Raw genomic sequence first — 19,462 nt, forward strand, 5'->3', positions numbered from 1 at the left:
GTTCACCCCCTCGCCGTCACGAGCGCGTAGAGCTTCTCGCCGACCTCGGTCGCGCCGACGCGCTCGGTCGCGTTCCAGTTCTCGATGTGCACGGCCGGACCCGACGGCGCACCGCCGAGGCCGGACGTCCCGGCCGCGGCCCCGTCCCACCCGGGCGGGGGCGGCGGCACGGCCACCATGGCGGCGAGATCCCGGTCGAGTGCCGATTGCGCCGAGGCGATACCGGCCGAGACACCCGGCGGGATCCACCGGCCGATTTCCTGGGCGAACACCTTCGACGGCGAGTTGATCCCCAGGGCCGACTTCGCGGCGTCGAGCGCGCCCGTGGCCATCGACCGGAGCTTGCCGTACAGGCGTGACGCAGCCCCGGTGACGCCGGAGATGATCCCGTCGACGATGTCGCGGCCAATCCCGGTGAAGCGGGAGACGATCCCGCGGACCGTCGACCAGGCGCGGTTGATCATGTTCGAGATAGAGCTCTTGATCGAGTTCCACGCGTTCGATGTGGCGCTCTTGATCGTGTTCCACGCGCCCGTCACGGTGGAGCGCACGCGCGCGATGACGCTGGACACCACGGCCACGATGGCGTTCCACACGGCCGAGATCGCCGACTTGATTCCGTTCCAGATGGCGGAGTTCGTCGCCTTGATCGCGTTCCACGTGTTCGTGATGAACGCGCGCACACGCGCGATGTGGTTCGAGACCACGGCCACGATCGCCGACCACACGGCCGAGAGCCACGCCTTGACGGCCTCCCACGCCGCGACCGTCGCGGCCTTGATCTGGTCCCAGTGGGAAATGATGATCCCGACGGGGTGCCACTTCATGAACAGCCCGACGATGAAGTCGAGCGCGGCCGACAGCCAGCCCTTGACGGCTTCCCAGGCTGCGACCGTGGCTTGCTTGACCCACTCCCACCCGGCGACGACGGCCGCCACGATCTGGTCCCAGTAGACGACGACCAGGGCGACGACGGCGATCACGGCGGCCACGATCAGCCCGATCGGGCCGAGCCCCATGAGCCAGCCAGCCAACATTTTCGCGCCCATGACCAGCGCTTTCGCGCCGAGCCCGACCATGCTGGCGGCGAACTTCGCCGCGGTGCCGATGCCGGACCCGATCGCCCCGCCGACCTTACGCACCGCGCCGCCGACCGTGCCGAGGCGACCGGACGCAGCACCGGCCGCGACCTCCGCCGAGCGGAACCCCCCGACGAACCGGGAGATCCCCGACGCGGTCCCGCTGATCGCCGTCGCAACGCCCTTGACGGTGCCCGTCAGTGCGCCGAGTCGGGAGATGAGCCCGCCGCCGACCATCGCGAACGCCAGGAACCCCGCGGCCCCGGCCTGGGCGCCGGGCGGGAGCATGCCGAGCACGGACACGACCGCGCCCAGGGCCCCCGTTAGGAGCGGGAGGAGCGCCAACACGTTCTGTGCGGCCTGACCGAGCGTGTCGAACAGGGTCTGTAGACCCTGCTGCCCCTCCGCGCTCTGTGCCCACTCGGCGAACCGCGCGGTCAGGCTCTCGATCGTGTCGAGGAGCCCGGCCCCGGACGCGCCCGCGGGTCCGAACATCCCGCCGAGCGCGGTCGCGAGGTTCCCGCCGATGGTGCCGAGCTGGGACAGGACGGCGCCCGCCGTCTCGACCATCCCGGCTAGCCGGGCGGCGCCCGCCTCGGTGTTGAGGAACGCGGCGGCGCTGGTGATCCCGCCTGCTGCCCAGTCCGCGAAGCTCTGTACGAGCGGCATCCCGGCGACGCCCAGCGACGCGAGCACGTCGAGGAGCGGCCCGGCCGCGCTGGCGAGCGTGTTCGTCGCCGACGTGGTGCCCGCGAAAATCGCGGCCACCTTGCCGTTGAACAGCGGGGACGCCATCGTGTCCCCGGCGCTGTTCGCGGCGGCGTTGAGTGCGCCCGCCACGTTGACCATGCCCGTTTGCAGAGTCGGGAGCGCGGTCGCGGTGAGCCGCTCGACTTGGGCGCCGAGCCCGGAAAACAGCCTCTCCTGTACGGCCGCGCGGACCGGCGCGAACGCCGTCCGGAACCCGGCCGACGCGCGCACGAACGACTGTGCAGCGGGGGAAAGCCCCTGTAGGGCCTCCTCCAGTTCTTCGGCTGTCCCGCCCGTGGCGGCCATGGCGTCGCCGACGCCGGACAGGCCGACCGCGAGCGTCGCCGCGGCGGCCCCGGTGACGGCGAGCGCGGACGGGAGCGCGAGCACCGCCCCTGACACGGGAGCGATCGCGGCGGCCAGGCCGACCGCCGAGGCGGCGAGCGTGGCGAACGCGGCGGCGCGGCCGACGGCGGCGAGCCCGGCCTCAGTGCGCCGCAACGCCTTCTGCAAGTGCGAGTCGTCGCCCCGCAGGTACGCGACGAGCTCGCCCACTTTGAGCGCCACGGGGGATCACCCCCCCGAGGTCACTGTGAGTTTTGCCGGCCAGCGCGGTAGGTGATTAGCCCAGGTAGCGGCCTGTCACGGCGGCGATGGCGGCCGGAGAGTCGGCGTCGACCGGGGTATCCCGGTACGCGGCGGGCCAGCGGGCGTGTTCGGACAGGCCGGACAGACGGCGCATGAAGTCGCCCCACGGCATCCGGTCGACGTCGGCCGGGGGGATGCTGTATTCCCGCTCGAAGTCGGCGAGCAGCAACCCCCAGCGTGACGTCAGCGCTTTGAAGAACCGCTTCGCTTGGGCTTCCGCGAGCGGGTCGCCGGGCGGCGCGTCCCCGCGACCTTCCGGGCTTTTCCCGCCTCGGCTCGACCCGCCTCCGCCGCCTCCGCGAACGTCATGCTGTACGGCTCGCGCACGTTCGCGGCGCCCCAGATGATGAGGATCTGGAGATCCTCGGTGTCCAAGTCGTCCTGCCACGCCTCGAAGGCGTCGTCTCCGTAGAGCATGGCGACGAGCTCTTGCATGATCGTGACGGCCTGGGCCTCGGTGGTGCGGTCGGAGGTGAGCCGGTGGAGGCGCATCTCGAAGCCGACGGGGAGCGCGGGCGGGAGCTCGACCTCCTCGCCGAGGATGACGGTCGTGACGGCCTCAGCCGCGCGCGTCTGGGAGCGGGCGGCCCGGTAGTCGTCGAACGTGCCGAACCCGTCCGGCTCGGTGCCGGGCGCGTCGTCCTGGTCGACGTCGTCGTCGTACTGGTCGTCGATGTCGGTCACGGGGTCACCGTCCCTACCTGCTCGGCGCCGACACGGCGGATGCTGCACTCGAACGACGTCATGTCGTTGTTGCCGCCGCCCCTGCTACCGAGGGACACCCACGCGTCCCACAGCCGCCACGAGGTTTCCGTCGAGTGCCGCCAGCGGAACGCGCCGACACCCTCGTACATCTTGAGTCGGGCGAGCGCCTCGACGCGGGCCTGTCCGGGCGCCTGCTCTCCGCTGGTCATCTCCCGTAGGCCGGTGAGGGTGATCGCCTCGCCGCGCTGGGCGGGGAGCGTCTCAGACTCGCCGTCGCTGTTGAAGTCGGTGATCTCGGTTTCCTCCTCCCCCTCGGACGGGTCGGACTCCCACTCGGTGATGCCCTCGACCTGTAGCCAGGTGGGCACCTCCTCGCCGTCGCTGAGCTCGAAGACCCAGCCGCGCGCCGCAACCTTGGGCATGGCGGATCCCTCCTCTACTGTCTGTGCGCTGTTGGCGCTTCGATCACGAATCGGTAGTTCTGCACGTGCTCGTGCCGCCCGTTGCCGTCGACCCCGATCGACACCGGGTCGGCCTGTAGGGCGACAGCGAGCACTACGTATGTGCCGTCAGGCAGGGTCACCCCGTCGAGCCCCTGGAGGACGTTGAAGATGGCGCGGAGTCGCGCGCGCGAGGTGCGCGGGTCCGCGTCCCCGCGCGCGCGGAACTGCACCCGGTGTTCGTCCGCGCCGCTTTGGAGGCTGTCGGGTTCGGGCCCGGCGTTGTATCCGGTGAGCGCGACGACCTGTGCGGGCGCGGGCGGGAGCTGGTCGACGGCGAGCCCGACCTCGTCGTCGGCGTAGGGCGTGCCGTCGTCCCGGTAGGTCAGGCCGAGGTCGAGCTCCTCGGCCGCGAGGTGGGCGGCGAGCCCGTCGAGGAGGGGCACCGGGTCACCCGCCGAGCTCGCGTCGAACCTCGGCGGCGACCAGGGCGAGCATGGTGTCGTGCTCCTCCTCGAACGGCGCTTCGAGGTACTTCGCGGACCGTCCGGCGTCGTGTTGCCAGGTGGTTTCCTCGTGCTGTCTGGCGGCGTACTCGGTGTCGTAGCTGACGGCCGCTTCGAGGGTGGACTCGTCGACCGACGCGACGCCCGACCTTTCGAGGGTGCCTTCCTCGATCGGCACCCGCTGGCGGCTCGCGCCGAGGAGGTGCTCGGCGGCCTTGCCGAGCCCGCGCGCCTCGGCTGCGTGCGTGCGACCGCCGACCTTGCCCGTCGACAGACGGGTCTTCACGCGCACCCGCATCATTCGAGGATCACCTCCACGTGCTGCCACCCGCCGAGCCCGGCGTCGTCGTGGCGTCGAGTGCTGATCACCCGGGCGACTCGGCCCGTGGGCAGGGTGACGCGGGAGCCGGGCGGGTAGCTGGCGGCGGTGGACAGACGGCCCCGGAGAGTCGCCTCGGAAACCACCTCGGCGCCGGTCTTGTCGCGGACTTTCCGGCGGGTCTCCTCGACCTGGGCGCGCAGGCGCACGGGCGGCCCGTAGGCGTCGCCGTGCGCCCCGGACCCGAGGTACGGCTCGGCGGTCACGCGGTGGCGGAGGAGCCACCCGGGGATGTGCGCCACGGGATCACCTCCCCGGGGTGGACACGCGCGCCGACAACAGACCCGCGTTGGCCAGGATCCGCGCCGCCCGGGGGCCGAGATCCCCGGTCCCGGGCGAGCCGTCACTCGCGCGCCCGTAGGAAGCGCCGCCCAGGGACGCGGTCGCCCACTGGCGGCCCGCCCCCGACCGGTCCCCGGATTCGTCGAGCCACACAGCCTGTGCGCACGTGGCGCGTGCGAGCGCGGCGACGACGGCGGGCGCGGTCGGCATGCCGTCGGCGTCGACGTCGTACACGGCCGTCAGGAGCGCGCCGTCGATGTCCTCCGTTGCCTGGTCGAGGAGCCCCTCGGCGTCGTCGGGCACCGGCTCACCGGGCGGCAGGAAACCGACGAGCTCCTCGACGGTGGCGTACCGCACGGCTCACCCCCCGCCGTCGGTCGCGTCCGCCCTGGTGGCGGTCTTGGCGCGGGCGGCCTTCGCGGCGGCGGCGCGCTCGGCCCGCTGCTGGGCACGCTGCTCCTCGACGGTCGGCCGCGGCTCGACGCCCTTCGCGGGCGCGTAGCCCTCGGCGACCTTCCGCCATGTGGCGGACTTCTCCAGTGCGGGCAGATCCCGCGACCGGTAGGGCACGTGACGCCGCTCAACGACCTCGCCGTCGTCGCCGACGCGCTCGAACGTGGGCATGGTGGATGCTCCCTTCTACGCGCCCGTGTCGGGCGCGGCCTCGGTGACGGTCAGAGCGCGGGCGGCGTCGAGCGTCTTGAACCCGGCGAGGGTGTCGATGCTGACAACGTCCTGCTTCTTGGACTGGTCGTAGCCGTAGATGACCCGCAGGCCGAGGCCCTTGTAGTTCACGATCGAGCCCATGCCCTGACCGATACCGCGCGGGAGCGGGAGCGTGCGCGTGACGGCCGCGAACGCGGACCGGTGGAACACCAGACTGTTCCCGTCGGCGACGTTCTGGGACATGTAGTTGTCGAGACCGTGCTTCCTGCCGAACGACGCTTCGCGGAGCGCGGTCCCGTCGTCGCCGGTCATGCTGGCGTCGTGGAACAGCGGGTCAGCCTGGAACGTCGCGGTCGCCGCGGTGTCCCACACGCCATACCGCTGGGTCAGCGGAACCTTGCGGTCGTTGAGGATCTTGCCCGCCTGGATCATGGCGAGGCTCGGCTTGGCGGCGGTCGGGTCGTAGGTGGTGGTCTGGGTGACGTCGGTCCGAAGCGCGAGGATCTTCCGGTCGAACCACTGGCTGACCGCCTCCATCGCGGGCGCGAGGAACTGCTCGGAAAAGTCGCTGATCTTCAGTGACCAGTCCTCGGCGGTCACCGCGAACGACACGTCAGGGATGGTGTCCAGCGTGACGCTGGTCGACCCCTCGGTCGCGTCCTGGAGCACGATGCCGGTCGACCGGTCGAACTCGTTCACGGTGAACGTCGCGGGCTTGCGGATGGTGATCGTGTCGCCGCTGTTGCCGGTGAAGTCTCCGGAGTAGTCGCGGTGCACGAGCCCGAGCATGTGGCACTGCTCGTAGAGGGTCGCAAGCGCCTCACGGGCGATCACGGACACGGTAAGTAGCGAGTTGGCCATCGGGGTCTAACCCTTCTTCTTGCGGGTCTTGGCGATGTAGTCCTCGACCGACAGGCGGCCGAGGTCGGACGTGGTGGCGTCCCCGGACCCGCCGGAGAAGTCGCCGCCGCTGCGGGACGGGGTCGGCGCCTGGCCGCCCGCCTTGTATCGGGAGTCGTCGGCGTACTCGGCGACCAGCGCGTCGAGCGCGGTCGCGAAGGTGTCCGCCGAGGAGTCGAGGCCGTCGAGCTTCTTCGCGAAGCTCCGGGAGTCGAGGAGCGCGTCGGGGTCGAGTCCGGCCGAGCGGGCGGCGCGCTCGGCGGCGCGCTCGGTGCGCAGGGTCGCCGCCTCGGCCTGGGCGGTGCGGAGCTGCTCGGCGAGTGCCTCGGGGCTGCTCTCCTCCGCCGAGGCGTCGGGGTTGAGGATCTTGCCGAGCTCGGCGGCGAGCTGGGCGCGCGCCTCCTCGGCCGCGGTGGTCTTCGCGTTGGTGCGGGCGGCGCCGTTCTCCTTGCGGAGCTTGCGCACCATGTCGGCGAGCGCGGCCGGGGCGAGGTTGGCCAGGTCGTCGGCGCCATCCTGGGCGCCCGCGCCCTGGGCGTCGTTGCCGTCCTGGGCGCCGGTCCCCTGCTCGCCGCCGTCGGCGCCCTGGTCGCCATCCTGCCCGGCGTTGGCGGTTCCGCCCTGACCGTCGCCGCCGTCCCCGGTGCCATCGCCGCCGAGCACGGGCCAGACGGGGCGGCCGGAGTCGAGCACGCCGAGCGCGGTAAGGCCGGTGCGCGGGTGGACGGGGAGCGCGGGCGGGGTGGTGGTGCTGGTCATGGTGGGTCGCCTCCTGGGCGTGGGTGGGGTCCGGCGCCCGGCCGGACATGACGACGGCCCCGGGCGGGCGCCACGGGGCCGAAAAAACTTTGTGGTTTGAGTTGACAATGTTTCAGGGGTGGCCCTAACGTTGTCAACACACGCCACAACGTTTCAAGGAGATAGTGAAATGATCGGTCAGTCCGCCCTCTTCGACACCCTCCCCCTCCTCGGCCAGACCACCGTCGAGGAGCACGTCACCGCTGCTGAGGTCGAGCAGCGCGCCGAGAACGCCCGCGTCGCCGCCCAGGCCGCCGAGGAGGCGGCCCGCGCCGAGCGCGACGCCGTCGCTATCCGCGCCATGATCGGCGCCACCCTCCCGGCCGGGGCGGCCGACCGCTGGGCGGCCGCGTTCGCCGCTCCCGCCGAGGAGGCCGGGGCCGACCTGGTCGCCGCGGTGCGCGAGTACGCGCTCGCCCACTACGCCCAGGGCTGGGACGTCGTCGTCGAGTGCCGCACCGACGCCGAGCTCGTCGGCATGATCGGCGACGCGACCACCGCCGAGGAGGCCATCGAGGAGGTCGCCGAGTGGGTCGGCCTCATGGTCGAGACCCAGACCCACACGGCACCGGGCGAGCCCGTCGAGGAGGTCGCCGAGGAGCCGGTCGACGTCGACGCGCTCCGGATGTCCCCGAAGGTCCGCGCCCTGGTCGCCGACATCGACGCGGGCCCGTGGCACTACCAGACGCGTAAGGGCGCGCTGGACAAGGGGCTCGTGACCGACATCAAGGCGACCGCGCTCACCACGTTCGGTGAGCGGGTGCGCGCCGAGCTCCTCGCGCAGTAGCTACCAACCCTCGGCCCCGGGCGCCCGCCCGGGGCCACACGCATACACAGGAGGCGACACAATGGCGAGCATGGCGACCGTAGACAGATACCCGAACACCCCCCGGTACCTCGGCACGCGCGACGTGGCGCGCGAGCTCGGCGTCGACGGGCGGACCGTGTCCCAGTGGCTGGCCCGGTACACGCCCGACTCGGCGACCCCCGCCCCGGCGCCCGACGTCGCGGTCGGCGACGTGCTCGGCTGGGCCGAGGAGCGCCTCGGCGAGTGGCGGACGTGGCAGACGAAGCGGCCCGGCCGAGGAGCCGGGGGCGGACGGCCGCGCAAGGTGGCCGAGGAGTTCGCCGAGCGCATGCTCGGCGAGATCGCCCGGTTCGAAGCGGACCGCGACGCGGAGGAAGCCGCCGAGGAGGCTCGGCGCCGTCAGCCGGAGTAGTCGACCGGCATCGGTCGGATGCTGTCGTATCCGTCGTGCCACGCGCGCCAGAGCATGCGCTCGCGCGCGGTCGGCGCATCCGGCTTGTAGGGGCTCGCCGTGCGGCGGGCCCCTTGCTGTGCGGCGCGTACACCGGCGGCGCGGGCCCGGATGAGCTCGGTTGCGACGGACACGGGCGGCACCTCCTACCGGTTGAAGTCGCGGCCTGGGTCGCGGGTGTCGCGGCCCTGCTCGATCGACTCGACGTAGTCCTCGAATGTAGTACGTCCGTTCGCGTCCCACCACCGTTTCAGCTCCTCGGATGCCCACTTTTCCGCGCGGCTCCTCGGCCCGCTGAATAGGGACTCTGGGTCGATTCCGGCGGCCTGCCCGGCGGGTGTGAGTAGGTACCCGTTGGTGGCCTCCTCGGCGGCCATATACCACTGAGCTACGGCGAGTTTGTACTGTTCGCGGGCGAGCTCGGTGAAGCTTCGGCGGTCGTCGCCGACCCGGTGCTGTAGGACGTAGTCCTCTCGCCGGAGCGCCTCGACGTCGCGGCCCTGCACCTCGGCCGCGGCGAGCTCCCAGTCGTAGCCCTCCTCCTCGACCAACCGAGCCATTTCGGCGTACTGGGCCTCCTCGCGTTCGCGGCGCTCGCGGTCGGCGTCGGTCTCGTCGGGGTCGACCCACTCGGCCGGGGGCGGCTCCTCGGCGACCTGGGCGCGGTGGTCGAGCTCGGCCTCGATGATCTCGGCGTCGGCGGTGCGGCCCTGGGCGTGCGCCTCCTGTGCCATCTGGCCGAGCCGGTCGTCGTCGAACCACGCCAGATCCTCGGCGCGCACGGTCGGCGGCGGGGGTTCGTCGGGGGCGGCCTCGACCATCTGGTCGCGGTGGTCGAGCTCGGCCTCGATCTGGGCGGCCCGGTCGTACTCCTCCTCCGCGTAGGCGTCGCCGAGCATGGTGGTGAGCTCGGCCTCGGTCATGTCGGCGAGCGTGCGCTCGGGCGGCGCCGGGGGCTCCTCGGCGGCGGGGTCGGCGCCGAGCCGGTCGCGGCGGTCCATCTCGGCCATCAGGTCGGCGAGCCGCGGCGAGTCGTAGTCACCCGCGGCCATGAGTCCGCCGAGCTCGGTTTCGAGCTGGGCGTCGGTCATGGTCGGCGGGTCTGGCAGTCCGGCCGGGGTCTCCTCGGCGGCGGGTGCGTCGTCAAGGGTGAGCTGCCCGGCGTCGACGTCGGCGGCGGCCTGGGCGTCGACGGGCTCGGCTGGGCGGGCGAGCCGCACGGGGAACGGGGTTTGTTCGCCGTCGAGGGTGGTCTCGACGGCGGGGCCGATCGACGTCACGGCGTCGGCGGTGTCGCCCCCGCGCGGGGTGGACCCGGCGCCGATGCGCTCCCGGTAGCGAAGGCGTTTCAGGTAGCGGTGCTGGTCGAGGTGTTCGCGTAGCTGGGCCTGACGCTGGCGCACCCGCGCCCCGGCCTGCTTGCGTTCCTCGTCGGTCAGCGCGGACGCCTCGGCCTCCCGGCCTTCGCGGATCTTGCGCTCTAGACGCCGCTGTTCCATGCGCGCGTCATACTCGGCCGGGTTGTTCTCCGGTTTGGGGACGCGGGTGACCCCCGGCAGGAACCCCGACACCGAGTGTCGGCAGTTCGGGTGATGGAGCCCCAGGGCGCGCGCCTGGGCGAGCGTGGCCACGACGTCGACCTCGACCGGGGCGTCCGTCAGGGCGTGCGGCACGGTGATCGTGCCCGTGGGCCCGTCCCCGATACGCAGGACCCGCCCCTCGAACGGCCTACAGCGCGGGCATTCCTGCCCGTGGTCGGACACGTACACCAGCGGCACGCCGAGCGACGTGAGTCGGTCGGTCTGCCCCTGCACGGCCGCGCGCGCGACCGAGGTACGGACGGCCATCTCGACGTATGTCGACAGGCGCCAGCGGCGCCCGCCTCGGTCGGTGAATCCCAGAATCCCGCGGTTGACCAGGTTGGCCCACATGGCGGCGGACGCTTGCCGTCGGGTCTGCCCGGCGACCAGCACCCGCGCGACCGCGCCGACGGCGGCCTCCCGGTACGCGTCGAGTGCCTGCCGGAGAATGTTCCCGGTGACGGCGCCGACGTCGGCGACCAGGGACGCGGCGAGCGACTCGACGGCGGCCACTTGGGGCACCTCGTCGGCGGCGGCTTGGGCGGCGTCGGCGACGTCCGGCCGGTTGAGCCACTGCCGGGGGAGGTCGGCGAGCGCCGAGCGGGTACCGAGCCGGTACCCGTCGGCGACCGCGGCCCGCAGCTCGACGGACCCGTCGCCTTCGAGGCCGGACACGACGGCGGACACCGACCGGCGTAGCGCGCGCACGGCGCCGAGGCGGCCGTCGGCGTAGGCGGTCGGCGCCCCCGGGTGGCGGCGAAGGTGGTCGGCGATATCCCGCGTGATGGCGAGCTCGGCCTCCCGGTAGATGTCGCCGAGGTGGAGCGCGATCGCGTCGATCTGGTCGGGGGACACACCGGGCACCGGCTCACCCCCCGTCGGCTACGCCGCGGCGGCGGCGCCCTGGTCGTCGTCGGGGTCCTGCCCGGCGAGCCCGGACAGGGACCGGTACGGGTCGATCGGCGCGGACGCGGCTTGGTCCTGCCGGATCCGGTCGACCTCCGCCCGGATTTCGGTGTCTTCCCAGTCGGGGTGTGCGGTCTCGACCTTGACCCACGTCGAGATTGCCCCGGCCGCGTCGAGGAGCTGCACCGTTCGCGCTGTCGCTTCGGCGTCGACCTCGATCCCGTCGGGCCAGTCGATCACCGGCCGTTCGGGAACCGCGCCCCCGGACGGGTTGCGGTGGAGGTCGACGGCGAGAAGCGCCTCGACCAGGGCGCCGAGCTCCGGCCGGGCGTACCCGACCTTGCGCCCCCGCGTCTGGTACGTGCGCCGCTGGTGGGCGCGGACCTGGGTCGCGGTGAGCGCCTGCCCGGGGGCTTGGTCGCCGAACGTCGACGGGCTGTATCCGGCGCCGTGGATGATGGTCGCGCGGAGTTCACCCGCGGCGCGGAGGTGCTCCTCGACCCGGATCGCGAACTGTGACGGGGTGATGTTCTGGCCGAGGTTGCTGTCGGCACCGGGGAGCGAATCGACTGCTGTCCAGATCTCCGCTTCGGCGTCGAACGACGCGCCCCGGCCGCGCCCCTGCGATTCCAGGAACGCCCTGGGGACGATCAACCTGCCCTTCGCGAGCCGGATGTCGCGCAGCAGCGATGACCACGTTTCGTCGAGCGCGTCGAGCGGGCCCGTCACGGTGGCGTAGTCCGACCGGCCGAGCGGCGACCCGGGGATCAACCGGTTCGGGCGGATGTTGGGCCAGTAGACCGCGCACAGCCCCGGGGCCCCGGTGTCGATACCTCCCTCGGCGTCGACGTCGCGCGCGAACCCGGCGGTGGTCGGGTGGTCGGTGAGGGGGAGCGCCCGGCCGAGCCGCTCGGACGTGCCGACATAGAGCCCGTGGTACACCCGGCCGCGCTCGTGCCGCTCCAGGTGCCGCCAGACCTCATCACGGTCTTCGGCGAGCACCCGCCAGAACGTCACCGCGGCGAGCCTGCCGCCCCGCCATTCCGGCGCCGCGCACTCCGGCGTGATCACGTCCACCAGCGGCATCGGCGACACGTCGGTATCCCAGGACACGCGCAGGTACGCGCCCCCGTAGGCGGCGGCGAGCTCGGCGGCCTCATGTAGCCGGGGGACGAGTCCGATCTCGGCGACCAGGTCGTCAAGCCGCCCCTGTGACTGTGAGGCGACGGTGAACCGGGGCGGGTCGGAGATGAGTAGGTCGGCGGACGCCTCGACGAGCTCCGACGCCAACGGCATGTGCAGCCGGGCGGGGGTCTGACCGGCGCTGGGCGGGGTGCCCCACCACATCCGGGCGACCGCGCCGACCAGCCCGCCCCGGTACTGGGCGGGGTGGGTTTTCGGGTCGGCGTGCCCGGCTCGGCCCCGGTAGTACGCGGCGAGCTGCTCGGGGTCGCCGATGTACCACGCCGCCCACTCCTCGTAGAGCTCGCGGGGCCGTCGGGTGTCCTGGGGCGGCCACGGGATCGACTGGTCGGGGAGCGGCACGGCGTCACCTCCTGACGGTCTGGGGCGGCACGTCGCCGGGTAGCAGGGTCGCGGTGGTGGGGGCGGTGACGCGGATGGCGTGCGGGGCGTGCCCGCCCTGACGCCAGCACTCGGCCGGGTTCACACACGTGTAGGCGGCGGCGCCCCCGGCCGCGCGCACGCGCGCGATGATGTCGGCCGCGTCGTCGAGCGAGCCGTCCCACGGGGAGGTTCGGGGCGGGAGAGCGGTCGGCCGTCGGCGACGTCCGCGACGTCCGCGCCTCGGCCGGGGCCGGGGCGTCTCCTCCTCCTGGCGTTCGCGGGCGGCGATGCGGACCCGGTCGGCGGTGCGCTCGGCCTCCTCGGCGTGAGCGGTCTCGGCGAGCTCCTCGACGGCCTGGGCGCGGAGGCGGGTCGCGTGCGCGTGGGCGCGCGTCCACGTGGTGTGAACCCCGTAGGGGACCGGCCGGGCGGTGTGCTCCTCGGTCACGTCCCACACGGTCAGGCTCGGCCGGGCGGCGGCGAGGCGGGCGGGGAGCGTGCGCTCCCGAACGACGTAGCGCATGGGCGGGGCCTCCTACGGTGCGAGCGTGTTGGCGATGGCGAGCCACCGGTCGGCGATCCGGGCGTAACAGTCGGCGGCGTCGACGGGGACCTCGGGGCGCTCGGCCATGCGCAGGTTCCGCGCGGCGGCGGCGAGTGCCTCGGGCCACGTGGGCGGCGCCTCGACGCGGTCGGCGCCCCGGGCGTCGTCGTCGGCGGTGGTGTTCTGTGCGGTCATGCGGCGAGCTCCAAGGGTGCGGCGAGGTGGGGGCGCCAGAGCGCCTCTGTGGTGGCGATGGCGTAGCGGGCGGCGTCGAGGCTGTGGTCGGCGATTTTGAGGGGCTTCTCCTCGCCGGTCTTGGTGCGGGCGTCGTCGTCCCACGAGTAACCGGGCGCTTCGCTGATGAAGCCCTTCACCCGGTCGGACACGAACAGTTGGCCGCTGGCGAGCAGGGTCGCGAGCATGCTCACGCCGTACTTGACGTCGTTGTTGGCGTTGGCGGCGGCGATGCCGTCCCGGTAGAGCTGCAAGCGGAAGCTGGCGGCGGCGGGGTCGACGGCGATCCATTCGGGGCGGGCCTGGGCGGCCCCGTGCGGGTGGTGCTGCTGGCCGAGCCACTCGCGGAGCCGCTCGGAGAGCTGCCCGTCGGTGAGCCGGGTCTCGGCGCGGCGGGGTTCGTGCCGGTACTCGTCGGTGAGGTACAGGCGGCCGTCGGCGCCCAGGCCGAGCGTGATCGCCGCGGTTGGGTTGGCGGTGCCGTGGTCGACGCCCAGGCCGAGCGTGCGGGTCATGGGTGGGAGTTCGGCCCACGGGATGACGTGGCGGTCCGGGTTCCACATGTCGAGGATTGCGCCCTCTGCGGCGACCCATTCGCCCCAGATGAACCGCTTGCGCCAGAGGCCGGTGAACTCGCGGTGGTAGCTGGCGCGGATGTCGTTGGACAGGGACGGGTTGTCGTCGAGCACGAACTTCCACGCCCGCCAGTCGGGAAGTTCGTCGAGGCGGTCGAGGTAGTCGGCTTTCGCCCAATGGCCGGGGCTGTCGGGGTTGGTGGTGGCGAAAAGTTGGGCGCCGGGCACACTCATGCGGCCGAGGAGCTGAACGAAGAACTCACGCGACACGATGGTGAGTTCGTCGACGTAGGCGCCCGCACACGTCAAGCCTCTGAGGACCTTCTCCGCCTTCGAGTCGCTGGCGCCGATGACGTGCACGCGGCGGCCGAGGATGTACGCGACGGGGGCGCCGGGCGTGTAGTGGACCTGGTGGGCGACCGACCCGAACAACTCCGGATCACTGAGCGGCCCCAAGACGTTGCGGCCGATGCTCTCCCGCGTCCGGCCGATGATGACCAGTTCGCCGCCGCGCGGCGCCGTGGCCACGTAGGTCAACCACCGCAGCAGGGACGCGAACGTCTTCCCGCTCCTGATCGCCCCGTGCCACAAGTTCACGCGCGCCGTCGACGTCGCGACGGACTCGATCTGGCGGCGGGACAGCGGGAGCACGGGGGCGGCCACGGGCGGCACCTCCTCGGCGGGTCACTCGCCGGGCGGCTCGGCCGGGGTGTCGCCGTCGGGGGCGTTGTCGGTGTCGGCCTGGTCGGCGGCGAGTTGCTCGGCGTAGGCGGCGCGCACGCCGGACAGGATGTCGCCGAGCACTCCGGCGGCGTCGGCGACGCCGTTGTCGCTGTCGAGCCGCTCTAGCTCGATGTGGTCCTTGATCGCTTGGTGGACGCTGGCGAGGATCGTGCGTTGCGCGCCGACGGGCGGCTGTGGGAGGGAGACCTCCGACCAGACGTTGTCCTTGCCGCCGAACTCGCCATGGCGGAACGGCTGCCACAGGAGCGCGCGGAGCTTCTCCGCGTCGCCGAGGAGCTCGGCCGACAGTCGGGCGCGGCGCTCGGCGAGTTCGGCCCGGGTCGCGGCGGTGTCGGCGACGCGCGCCTCGGTCGCGGCCTCGGTCGCCGTCCGGTCGAACGACTTGCCCGCGGCGTGGATGATGCCGGAGACCGTCGAGCCGGACATGCCGAGCTCGCGCGCGATGGCGTTCCGCTTCCATCCCTGGGCATGGAGCTCGCGGGCGCGCGCGCGAGTGGCGGGGTCGACCGGTCGACCTCGGCCGCGTCGGGGAGTCTCGGCCACACGAGCACACCCCCTGTGAGCATGGGAAAAGGCCCCGACCGGGGTGGAAGGATGGACGGCCGGTCGGGGCCTTGGATACAGGTGTGGCGCTGCACAAGATGATGACACAGCCGACCGGGCGAAAAGTGGTCGACCGGTCGATGTGTGTCACTTTCTGGGCGTGGGCGGGTGCCAGGGGGCGCCCATGGCGCGGCTGACCAGGGCCGCGCGGATGCTGGCCCATGCCGGGCGGGTGCCTGTGGTGTGGGCGTGGGTGAGCCACTGGTCGACCACCTGGTCGACCACGTGGTCGGGGAGTCCGTAGGCGTCGCCGTCCGCCTGGGCGCGCGCGTGCTCGACGACGTCGACCAGGGACGCGGTCACGCGGTGCGGCCCGGGGTGGTGGTCGACCAGCGGGCGGCGCGGACGTCGCCGAGGCGGAACCGCGGGTGAGGCTTCGCGGGCCCGTACAGGGGTGGGTCGCCGGGGCGGGTCGAGCGGACGGCCGAGCGGGGCGGCGCCCAGGACGCGCGGGTGATCCGGCCTCGGCGGTGCCACTGGGCGATGGTGTGGCGGGTGACGTGCTCGCCGAGCTCGGTGAGGATGCGGGCGGCGTCGGCCGCGGTGTACTCCATGTCGTCGAGCCGGTCGAGGTGGTCGGCGCGGCCCTGGGCGGTGTCGACGGTCCCCTCGCAGCCGGGGGCGCGGCACCGGCCGACGGCGGACCCTTGGCGGGTGTACACGGGGGCGCCGCAGTCGGGGCAGGCTCCGGCGAGGATCGTCGGGGACGGGAGGTCGACGGCGGACTCGGCGGCGCGGATGATCGCGGCGAGCTCGTCGAGGAGCTGCCCGGCGTAGTCCTGGCGGCGGATGTGCGGGATGTTCGCGGCGAGCCACTGGGCGAGCGCGGTCGGGTGCGCGGCGGGGGCGCGGGTGCCGAGCACGGCGGCGCACGACCGGTGTCGGGGGAGCGGGTCGCCTGCGCACCCGTGGCAGACGGGGCCCAGGACGCGGCCGGGCGGCATGTCGCGGGCGACCTCTCGCACCCACTCGGCGAACGTGTCGACCAGGTCAGCGCCGAGGTTCCCGGCGTCGAGGTCGACGGGGAGCGGGTAGACGTCGCTCGGCCGTCCGATGGTGTCGGCCGAGCGGGTGAGACGGGTCTGCCGGAGCGCGGCGCGGTGGAGCTCGGCGCCGAGGGCGAGCTCGACGACGGTCCGGAGCGCGGAGCGGAGGCGGCCGGTGCAGGTGTCGCACAGCCGCGCGCTGGTCGGCTCCTCGCATCCGTCCGTGGTGCAGTTCCCCATGTGGCCGACCCCCTGTGTCCGCTGTGGCTGCGGGCAGGATCCCAGGGGCGAGCGCGCAAAACGGCGCCCGCGGACCGGTTGTGTCCGCGGGCGCCTGTGATGTCGGCTACTCGCCGAGGAGGTCGAGGAGCGCGGCGGCGGCCTGTTGCCACACCACGCCGTTCCCTAGTGCTTTGAGCTGGGCGGCGCGGGAGAGCCCGGGGACGTCGGTCACCCAACCGTCGGGTAGGCCCATGAGCCACTCCACGAACGCGGGGGCGAGCCGGTGCGCGCCTCCTCGGCCGGTCGGGTCGGTGGGGGCCGGCGCGGGTCGGCCGGTCACGTGCTCCCATCGGGTGATGGCGGGAGCGTAGGCGCCCCAATCCTGGCGGCGACTGACCAGAGGTTGCGATCGTCGTTCGTCCCGGGGCCTCGGTCGTCCGCCGAGTGCTTCGCCGCTTGTGCCGTCGGGGTGGGCAGGAGCGTAGGGTTCCCTCCGAACAGCGGCAGGACCACCTGAGACAGGGGCGGCCGGAACCCCGGCGAGGCTCGACGACCGGGGGTCCCCGTGGCCGAGGCACGCGGAGTCGGCAGGAGCATGACCGCGCTCGGCAACATCAGGTCTCCCTTGCTGCCCCTCTGACCGGGCCCGCCCTTGGTGCCGTCCGTCGCCCGGGGTGTGGGCAGAAGCGCCTGCTCCAGTGATGCGCCCTTGCCCTGGGCGCGGGACGCGGCTGAGGTGGGGCGCATCGACGCTGTGGGCGTCGGTAGCTGGTGCTCGATCTCGTCGGCGAGTGTCGGACCATGCCCGCCTGCCCGACGCTTGCCCGGGTGCTGTGAGCCGCCACTCTCCCCAAGGTTCGCGGTGGGCGTCTTGAGCAACGATGATGATCCGCCGGCGGCGGTGCGGGGCGCCGACGTCGGACGCTGCCAGAGTCCGCCACGATCCCACGTAGCCGAGGCGGGCCAGTCCGTGAACGACACGGGCCATAGCGTCGCCGCCTCCCACAGTGAGCAGCCCAGGGACGTTTTCGAACACGAGCATCCGGGGTCGTGTGACCATTCGGCCAATGGCGTCGCAGATGTCATCGAACAACCACCTGTCGTCGAGGAGCCCGGCGCGGCGGCCGGCGAGTGAAGCGGGTTGGCAGGGGAATCCGGCGGTGAGCACGTCAACGGCTGGGATGTTGGCCCAATCGGTGGACCGGATGTCGCCGTGGTTGGGGATGTCGGGCCAGTGGTGGGCGAGGATTTTCGCCGCGCCGGCGTCGGGGTCGGCGACCCATTCGAGGCGGGCGGGGCCGAGGGCGGCCTCGACGCCGAGGTCGAGACCCCCGTAGCCAGAGCACATGGAGCCGATGCGGATCACTGGGCGGCTCCCTGTGGGGCGTCGAGTGCGTCGCGGGCGGCGTCCAGCCTCGCGGGGTGGTATCCGGCGGTCAGGGAGCGGCGGCTCCCGGGGGCGCGGCACGGGCGTCCGGGACCCATGCGGCACGCGGGGAGCGGGCACTCGACGGCGAGCGCGGCGCGGCGGCGCACGTACCCGGGGCCGCGCGCGGTCACGTACTCAGCGGGCGGCTCGGTGCCCTTCGTGGGGGCGGCGTCGAGCGCGCGGGCGACGGACCGGCCGTCGGCGATCTCGCGGAGCATGCGGCGGAGCTGGGCCGAGTAGTCGCGGGCGTCCGGGTCGGCCGGGGGGAGCGCCCTGTCGGCGGACCGGAGACGCTCGGCGCGCACCCGCTTGACGATGGCGCGGACGTGCCCGGGGCGGATCCAGTCGACCGAGGTCGCGTAGTGGGTGACGACCGCGTCGAGCGCGTCGAGCGGGTCGAGATCCCCGATCGCGGCGAGCCACGCCTCCAGAACGGCCGAGTCGGGACGACGGCCGTCGTAGGCGGCGGCACGCGCCAGAATGCGCGACATGTCGCCTTCGCTCATGCGGCGGACCATCCGGTTACCTCCTGTACTTCTGTGGCGTCTAGGGTCATCTGGGCTGCGGGCGGGGTGTCCTGGGCGCCGAGGTCGAGCCATCCCTCGACGCGCTCACTGGTCGTCGTCCTGGTCGTCGAGGAGCGCGAGCTCCCCCCGCGGGTGCGGGCCTGGTGTTCCTTGCGCATCCAGTTGCGCCAGGTGCCGGGCCAGTCGAGCTTGGTCCCCTTCGCGCCGGGGACTCCGCGCCAGTAGTCGAGGAAGCTCGCGTGGTCCTCCCACCCGCAGGAGGGGGCTTTCTCCGCGGCCCACTCGCGCATGCGGTCGGTCACCTCGAAGGGCTCGGGGAGTCGAGTCCCCCGCTTCTGCCCGCTGCGGGGCTTGGCGCTCTCCGCGTGGTCCGTCTGGCCGTGCGCGTCAGCGCTCGGCGCCGCCTCCCCCACACCCCCTACAGACGTAGGAGGTACAGGAGTGGGTCGGGACGGGACGGGACGGGACGGGGGATTCGCCCCCGATTCGGGGTGACCATCGGGTACCCGATCGGGTGCGGCGCCGGGTTCGCGCCGGTCAGCAGGTGCGCCAGCGGCCGCCCCGATCGTTTCGGGCGTGGTGACCCGATCGGACCCGATCGACGCACCCGCACCCGCGGGCACGTGCTCGGCGTCGGGTCGGTGTCGGGGCGACTCGGCCCCCGACTCCCTACCCCGATCGGTAGAGCGATCGGGTACCCGATCGGTGGGGCGATCCTCGGTGCACCACGGGCACGACGGGTCGACCTGCCCCCGGCCGAGGTGCCAGCGGCGGTGATTGCCGAGCTTCCCGGCCGCGGCTTGCTTGTCCTTCGCGGCGCGCGCCTCGGCGGCCGAGGGATTGCAGTCCTCCCAGTCGTGGAACCGGTACGCCCCGGCCGGGGCGGTCTCCCACAGTCCGGCGACGACCAGCTCGTCGGCGAGCGCCTCGGCGCCGGGGAGCAGACGGCCGAGCGCGTGCCGGGGGATGACCCCGCCCGTCCGGGCGAACGCCGACCAGGACCCCGCGACGACCCACAGGCCGAGCGCGGCGGCCGAGCACGCGAACGTCTTGGGGTGGGAGTGCAGCCCATCATCTACGCGGAACCACATGTGCGGCCTCCTCTCGTGTACGGCGGGGCGCCGAGGAGCTCGG

At 73.1% G+C, this 19,462-nt stretch carries 25 protein-coding genes and 1 pseudogene; 2 read left to right on the forward strand and 24 right to left on the reverse strand.

Annotated elements, in window-relative coordinates; all coding sequences use genetic code 11:
* Positions 1 to 2: 2 nt before the first annotated feature.
* Genes PV789_RS00760 through PV789_RS00810 form a run of 11 tightly spaced genes read right to left on the reverse strand, consistent with a single transcriptional unit; the run spans position 3 to position 7,114 of the window.
* A complete protein-coding gene (locus PV789_RS00760; RefSeq protein WP_274975701.1) occupies positions 3 to 2,396 on the reverse strand; it encodes a phage tail protein in 2,394 nt (797 codons plus the stop codon).
* 55 nt (positions 2,397 to 2,451) lie between these two features.
* A complete protein-coding gene (locus PV789_RS00765) occupies positions 2,452 to 2,646 on the reverse strand; it encodes a hypothetical protein (RefSeq protein ID WP_274975702.1) in 195 nt (64 codons plus the stop codon).
* Between the two features lie 14 nt (positions 2,647 to 2,660).
* Positions 2,661 to 3,161: a hypothetical protein gene (locus PV789_RS00770; RefSeq protein WP_274975703.1), complete on the reverse strand. Its 501-nt coding sequence runs from the start codon at positions 3,159 to 3,161 to the stop codon at positions 2,661 to 2,663.
* Positions 3,158 to 3,604: a phage tail tube protein gene (locus PV789_RS00775; RefSeq protein ID WP_274975704.1), complete on the reverse strand. Its 447-nt coding sequence runs from the start codon at positions 3,602 to 3,604 to the stop codon at positions 3,158 to 3,160. Before PV789_RS00775 ends, PV789_RS00770 begins: the two co-directional genes overlap by 4 nt.
* 14 nt (positions 3,605 to 3,618) lie before the next feature.
* Entirely contained in the window at positions 3,619 to 4,068 is a 450-nt protein-coding gene (locus tag PV789_RS00780) for a minor capsid protein (RefSeq protein WP_274975705.1), read from the reverse strand.
* A 4-nt stretch (positions 4,069 to 4,072) separates the two neighbouring features.
* Positions 4,073 to 4,414, reverse strand: coding sequence for a hypothetical protein (locus PV789_RS00785; RefSeq protein WP_274975706.1), 342 nt, complete (start codon positions 4,412 to 4,414; stop codon positions 4,073 to 4,075).
* A gap of 11 nt (positions 4,415 to 4,425) precedes the next feature.
* Complete coding sequence (locus tag PV789_RS00790; RefSeq protein WP_274975707.1) at positions 4,426 to 4,749, reverse strand: hypothetical protein; 324 nt, start codon at positions 4,747 to 4,749, stop codon at positions 4,426 to 4,428.
* A gap of 4 nt (positions 4,750 to 4,753) precedes the next feature.
* Complete coding sequence (locus tag PV789_RS00795) at positions 4,754 to 5,146, reverse strand: hypothetical protein (protein WP_274975708.1); 393 nt, start codon at positions 5,144 to 5,146, stop codon at positions 4,754 to 4,756.
* A gap of 3 nt (positions 5,147 to 5,149) precedes the next feature.
* Positions 5,150 to 5,413, reverse strand: a complete 264-nt coding sequence (locus tag PV789_RS00800; RefSeq protein WP_274975709.1) for a hypothetical protein — start codon at positions 5,411 to 5,413, stop codon at positions 5,150 to 5,152.
* Between the two features lie 15 nt (positions 5,414 to 5,428).
* On the reverse strand, positions 5,429 to 6,289 hold the full coding sequence (locus tag PV789_RS00805; RefSeq protein ID WP_274975710.1) for a major capsid protein: 861 nt from the start codon (positions 6,287 to 6,289) through the stop codon (positions 5,429 to 5,431).
* Positions 6,290 to 6,322: 33 nt separating this feature from the next.
* Complete coding sequence (locus PV789_RS00810; protein WP_274975711.1) at positions 6,323 to 7,114, reverse strand: hypothetical protein; 792 nt, start codon at positions 7,112 to 7,114, stop codon at positions 6,323 to 6,325.
* Between the two features lie 169 nt (positions 7,115 to 7,283).
* On the opposite strand from PV789_RS00810, the gene PV789_RS00815 reads away from it, so the two are divergent.
* Positions 7,284 to 7,940 carry a hypothetical protein gene (locus tag PV789_RS00815; RefSeq protein WP_274975712.1) on the forward strand — a complete coding sequence of 219 codons (657 nt, stop codon included), beginning with the start codon at positions 7,284 to 7,286 and terminating at the stop codon, positions 7,938 to 7,940.
* Positions 7,941 to 8,010: 70 nt separating this feature from the next.
* The gene (locus PV789_RS00820) at positions 8,011 to 8,373 is read left to right on the forward strand and encodes a hypothetical protein (RefSeq protein ID WP_274975713.1); all 363 of its coding nucleotides are present in this window, start codon (positions 8,011 to 8,013) and stop codon (positions 8,371 to 8,373) included.
* On the opposite strand, the gene PV789_RS00825 is transcribed toward PV789_RS00820, so the two are convergent.
* The 13 genes and pseudogenes from PV789_RS00825 to PV789_RS00880 all read right to left on the reverse strand — a co-directional run bounded on the left by PV789_RS00825 (position 8,361) and on the right by PV789_RS00880 (position 19,419).
* Entirely contained in the window at positions 8,361 to 8,546 is a 186-nt protein-coding gene (locus tag PV789_RS00825; RefSeq protein WP_274975714.1) for a hypothetical protein, read from the reverse strand. The two genes, PV789_RS00820 and PV789_RS00825, sit on opposite strands and share 13 nt — an antisense overlap.
* A 12-nt stretch (positions 8,547 to 8,558) precedes the next feature.
* Positions 8,559 to 10,856 (reverse strand): phage minor capsid protein, encoded by a 2,298-nt coding sequence (locus PV789_RS00830; RefSeq protein WP_274975715.1) that lies wholly within the window; start codon positions 10,854 to 10,856, stop codon positions 8,559 to 8,561.
* Between the two features lie 18 nt (positions 10,857 to 10,874).
* Entirely contained in the window at positions 10,875 to 12,443 is a 1,569-nt protein-coding gene (locus PV789_RS00835; protein ID WP_274975716.1) for a phage portal protein, read from the reverse strand.
* A gap of 4 nt (positions 12,444 to 12,447) precedes the next feature.
* The gene (locus tag PV789_RS00840; RefSeq protein WP_274975717.1) at positions 12,448 to 12,987 is read right to left on the reverse strand and encodes a hypothetical protein; all 540 of its coding nucleotides are present in this window, start codon (positions 12,985 to 12,987) and stop codon (positions 12,448 to 12,450) included.
* A 12-nt stretch (positions 12,988 to 12,999) separates the two neighbouring features.
* Positions 13,000 to 13,203, reverse strand: coding sequence for a hypothetical protein (locus PV789_RS00845; RefSeq protein WP_274975718.1), 204 nt, complete (start codon positions 13,201 to 13,203; stop codon positions 13,000 to 13,002).
* Complete coding sequence (locus PV789_RS00850) at positions 13,200 to 14,480, reverse strand: PBSX family phage terminase large subunit (protein ID WP_274975719.1); 1,281 nt, start codon at positions 14,478 to 14,480, stop codon at positions 13,200 to 13,202. The genes PV789_RS00845 and PV789_RS00850 overlap by 4 nt, the downstream gene beginning before the upstream one ends.
* A gap of 21 nt (positions 14,481 to 14,501) precedes the next feature.
* A complete protein-coding gene (locus PV789_RS00855) occupies positions 14,502 to 15,212 on the reverse strand; it encodes a helix-turn-helix domain-containing protein (RefSeq protein ID WP_368045809.1) in 711 nt (236 codons plus the stop codon).
* A 39-nt stretch (positions 15,213 to 15,251) separates the two neighbouring features.
* On the reverse strand, positions 15,252 to 15,467 hold the full coding sequence (locus PV789_RS00860; RefSeq protein WP_274975721.1) for a hypothetical protein: 216 nt from the start codon (positions 15,465 to 15,467) through the stop codon (positions 15,252 to 15,254).
* On the reverse strand, positions 15,464 to 16,390 hold the full coding sequence (locus PV789_RS00865; protein ID WP_274975722.1) for a hypothetical protein: 927 nt from the start codon (positions 16,388 to 16,390) through the stop codon (positions 15,464 to 15,466). Before PV789_RS00865 ends, PV789_RS00860 begins: the two co-directional genes overlap by 4 nt.
* 106 nt (positions 16,391 to 16,496) lie before the next feature.
* Positions 16,497 to 16,712, reverse strand: coding sequence for a hypothetical protein (locus tag PV789_RS00870; protein WP_274975723.1), 216 nt, complete (start codon positions 16,710 to 16,712; stop codon positions 16,497 to 16,499).
* 537 nt (positions 16,713 to 17,249) lie between these two features.
* Positions 17,250 to 17,720 (reverse strand): annotated as a pseudogene (locus PV789_RS29785) (DNA cytosine methyltransferase); the annotation flags it as partial.
* Positions 17,721 to 17,734: 14 nt separating this feature from the next.
* Positions 17,735 to 18,307, reverse strand: a complete 573-nt coding sequence (locus tag PV789_RS00875; RefSeq protein ID WP_274975724.1) for a zinc finger domain-containing protein — start codon at positions 18,305 to 18,307, stop codon at positions 17,735 to 17,737.
* Positions 18,304 to 19,419, reverse strand: coding sequence for a hypothetical protein (locus PV789_RS00880; protein ID WP_274975725.1), 1,116 nt, complete (start codon positions 19,417 to 19,419; stop codon positions 18,304 to 18,306). Before PV789_RS00880 ends, PV789_RS00875 begins: the two co-directional genes overlap by 4 nt.
* Positions 19,420 to 19,462 lie beyond the last annotated feature (43 nt).

This window comes from Nocardiopsis camelliae, assembly GCF_028993595.1.
In the GTDB taxonomy this organism is placed as follows: domain Bacteria; phylum Actinomycetota; class Actinomycetes; order Streptosporangiales; family Streptosporangiaceae; genus Nocardiopsis; species Nocardiopsis dassonvillei.

Excerpts from the sequence above, each read along its gene's own strand:
- PV789_RS00775 (WP_274975704.1), bottom strand. The coding sequence starts at position 3,604 with ATGCCCAAGGTTGCGGCGCGCGGCTGGGTCTTCGAGCTCAGCGACGGC.
- PV789_RS00800 (WP_274975709.1), bottom strand. The coding sequence starts at position 5,413 with ATGCCCACGTTCGAGCGCGTCGGCGACGACGGCGAGGTCGTTGAGCGG.
- PV789_RS00810 (WP_274975711.1), bottom strand. The coding sequence starts at position 7,114 with ATGACCAGCACCACCACCCCGCCCGCGCTCCCCGTCCACCCGCGCACC.
- PV789_RS00815 (WP_274975712.1), top strand. The coding sequence starts at position 7,284 with ATGATCGGTCAGTCCGCCCTCTTCGACACCCTCCCCCTCCTCGGCCAG.
- PV789_RS00820 (WP_274975713.1), top strand. The coding sequence starts at position 8,011 with ATGGCGACCGTAGACAGATACCCGAACACCCCCCGGTACCTCGGCACG.
- PV789_RS00840 (WP_274975717.1), bottom strand. The coding sequence starts at position 12,987 with ATGCGCTACGTCGTTCGGGAGCGCACGCTCCCCGCCCGCCTCGCCGCC.
- PV789_RS00845 (WP_274975718.1), bottom strand. The coding sequence starts at position 13,203 with ATGACCGCACAGAACACCACCGCCGACGACGACGCCCGGGGCGCCGAC.
- PV789_RS00865 (WP_274975722.1), bottom strand. The coding sequence starts at position 16,390 with ATGGGGAACTGCACCACGGACGGATGCGAGGAGCCGACCAGCGCGCGG.
- PV789_RS00875 (WP_274975724.1), bottom strand. The coding sequence starts at position 18,307 with ATGAGCGAAGGCGACATGTCGCGCATTCTGGCGCGTGCCGCCGCCTAC.
- PV789_RS00880 (WP_274975725.1), bottom strand. The coding sequence starts at position 19,419 with ATGTGGTTCCGCGTAGATGATGGGCTGCACTCCCACCCCAAGACGTTC.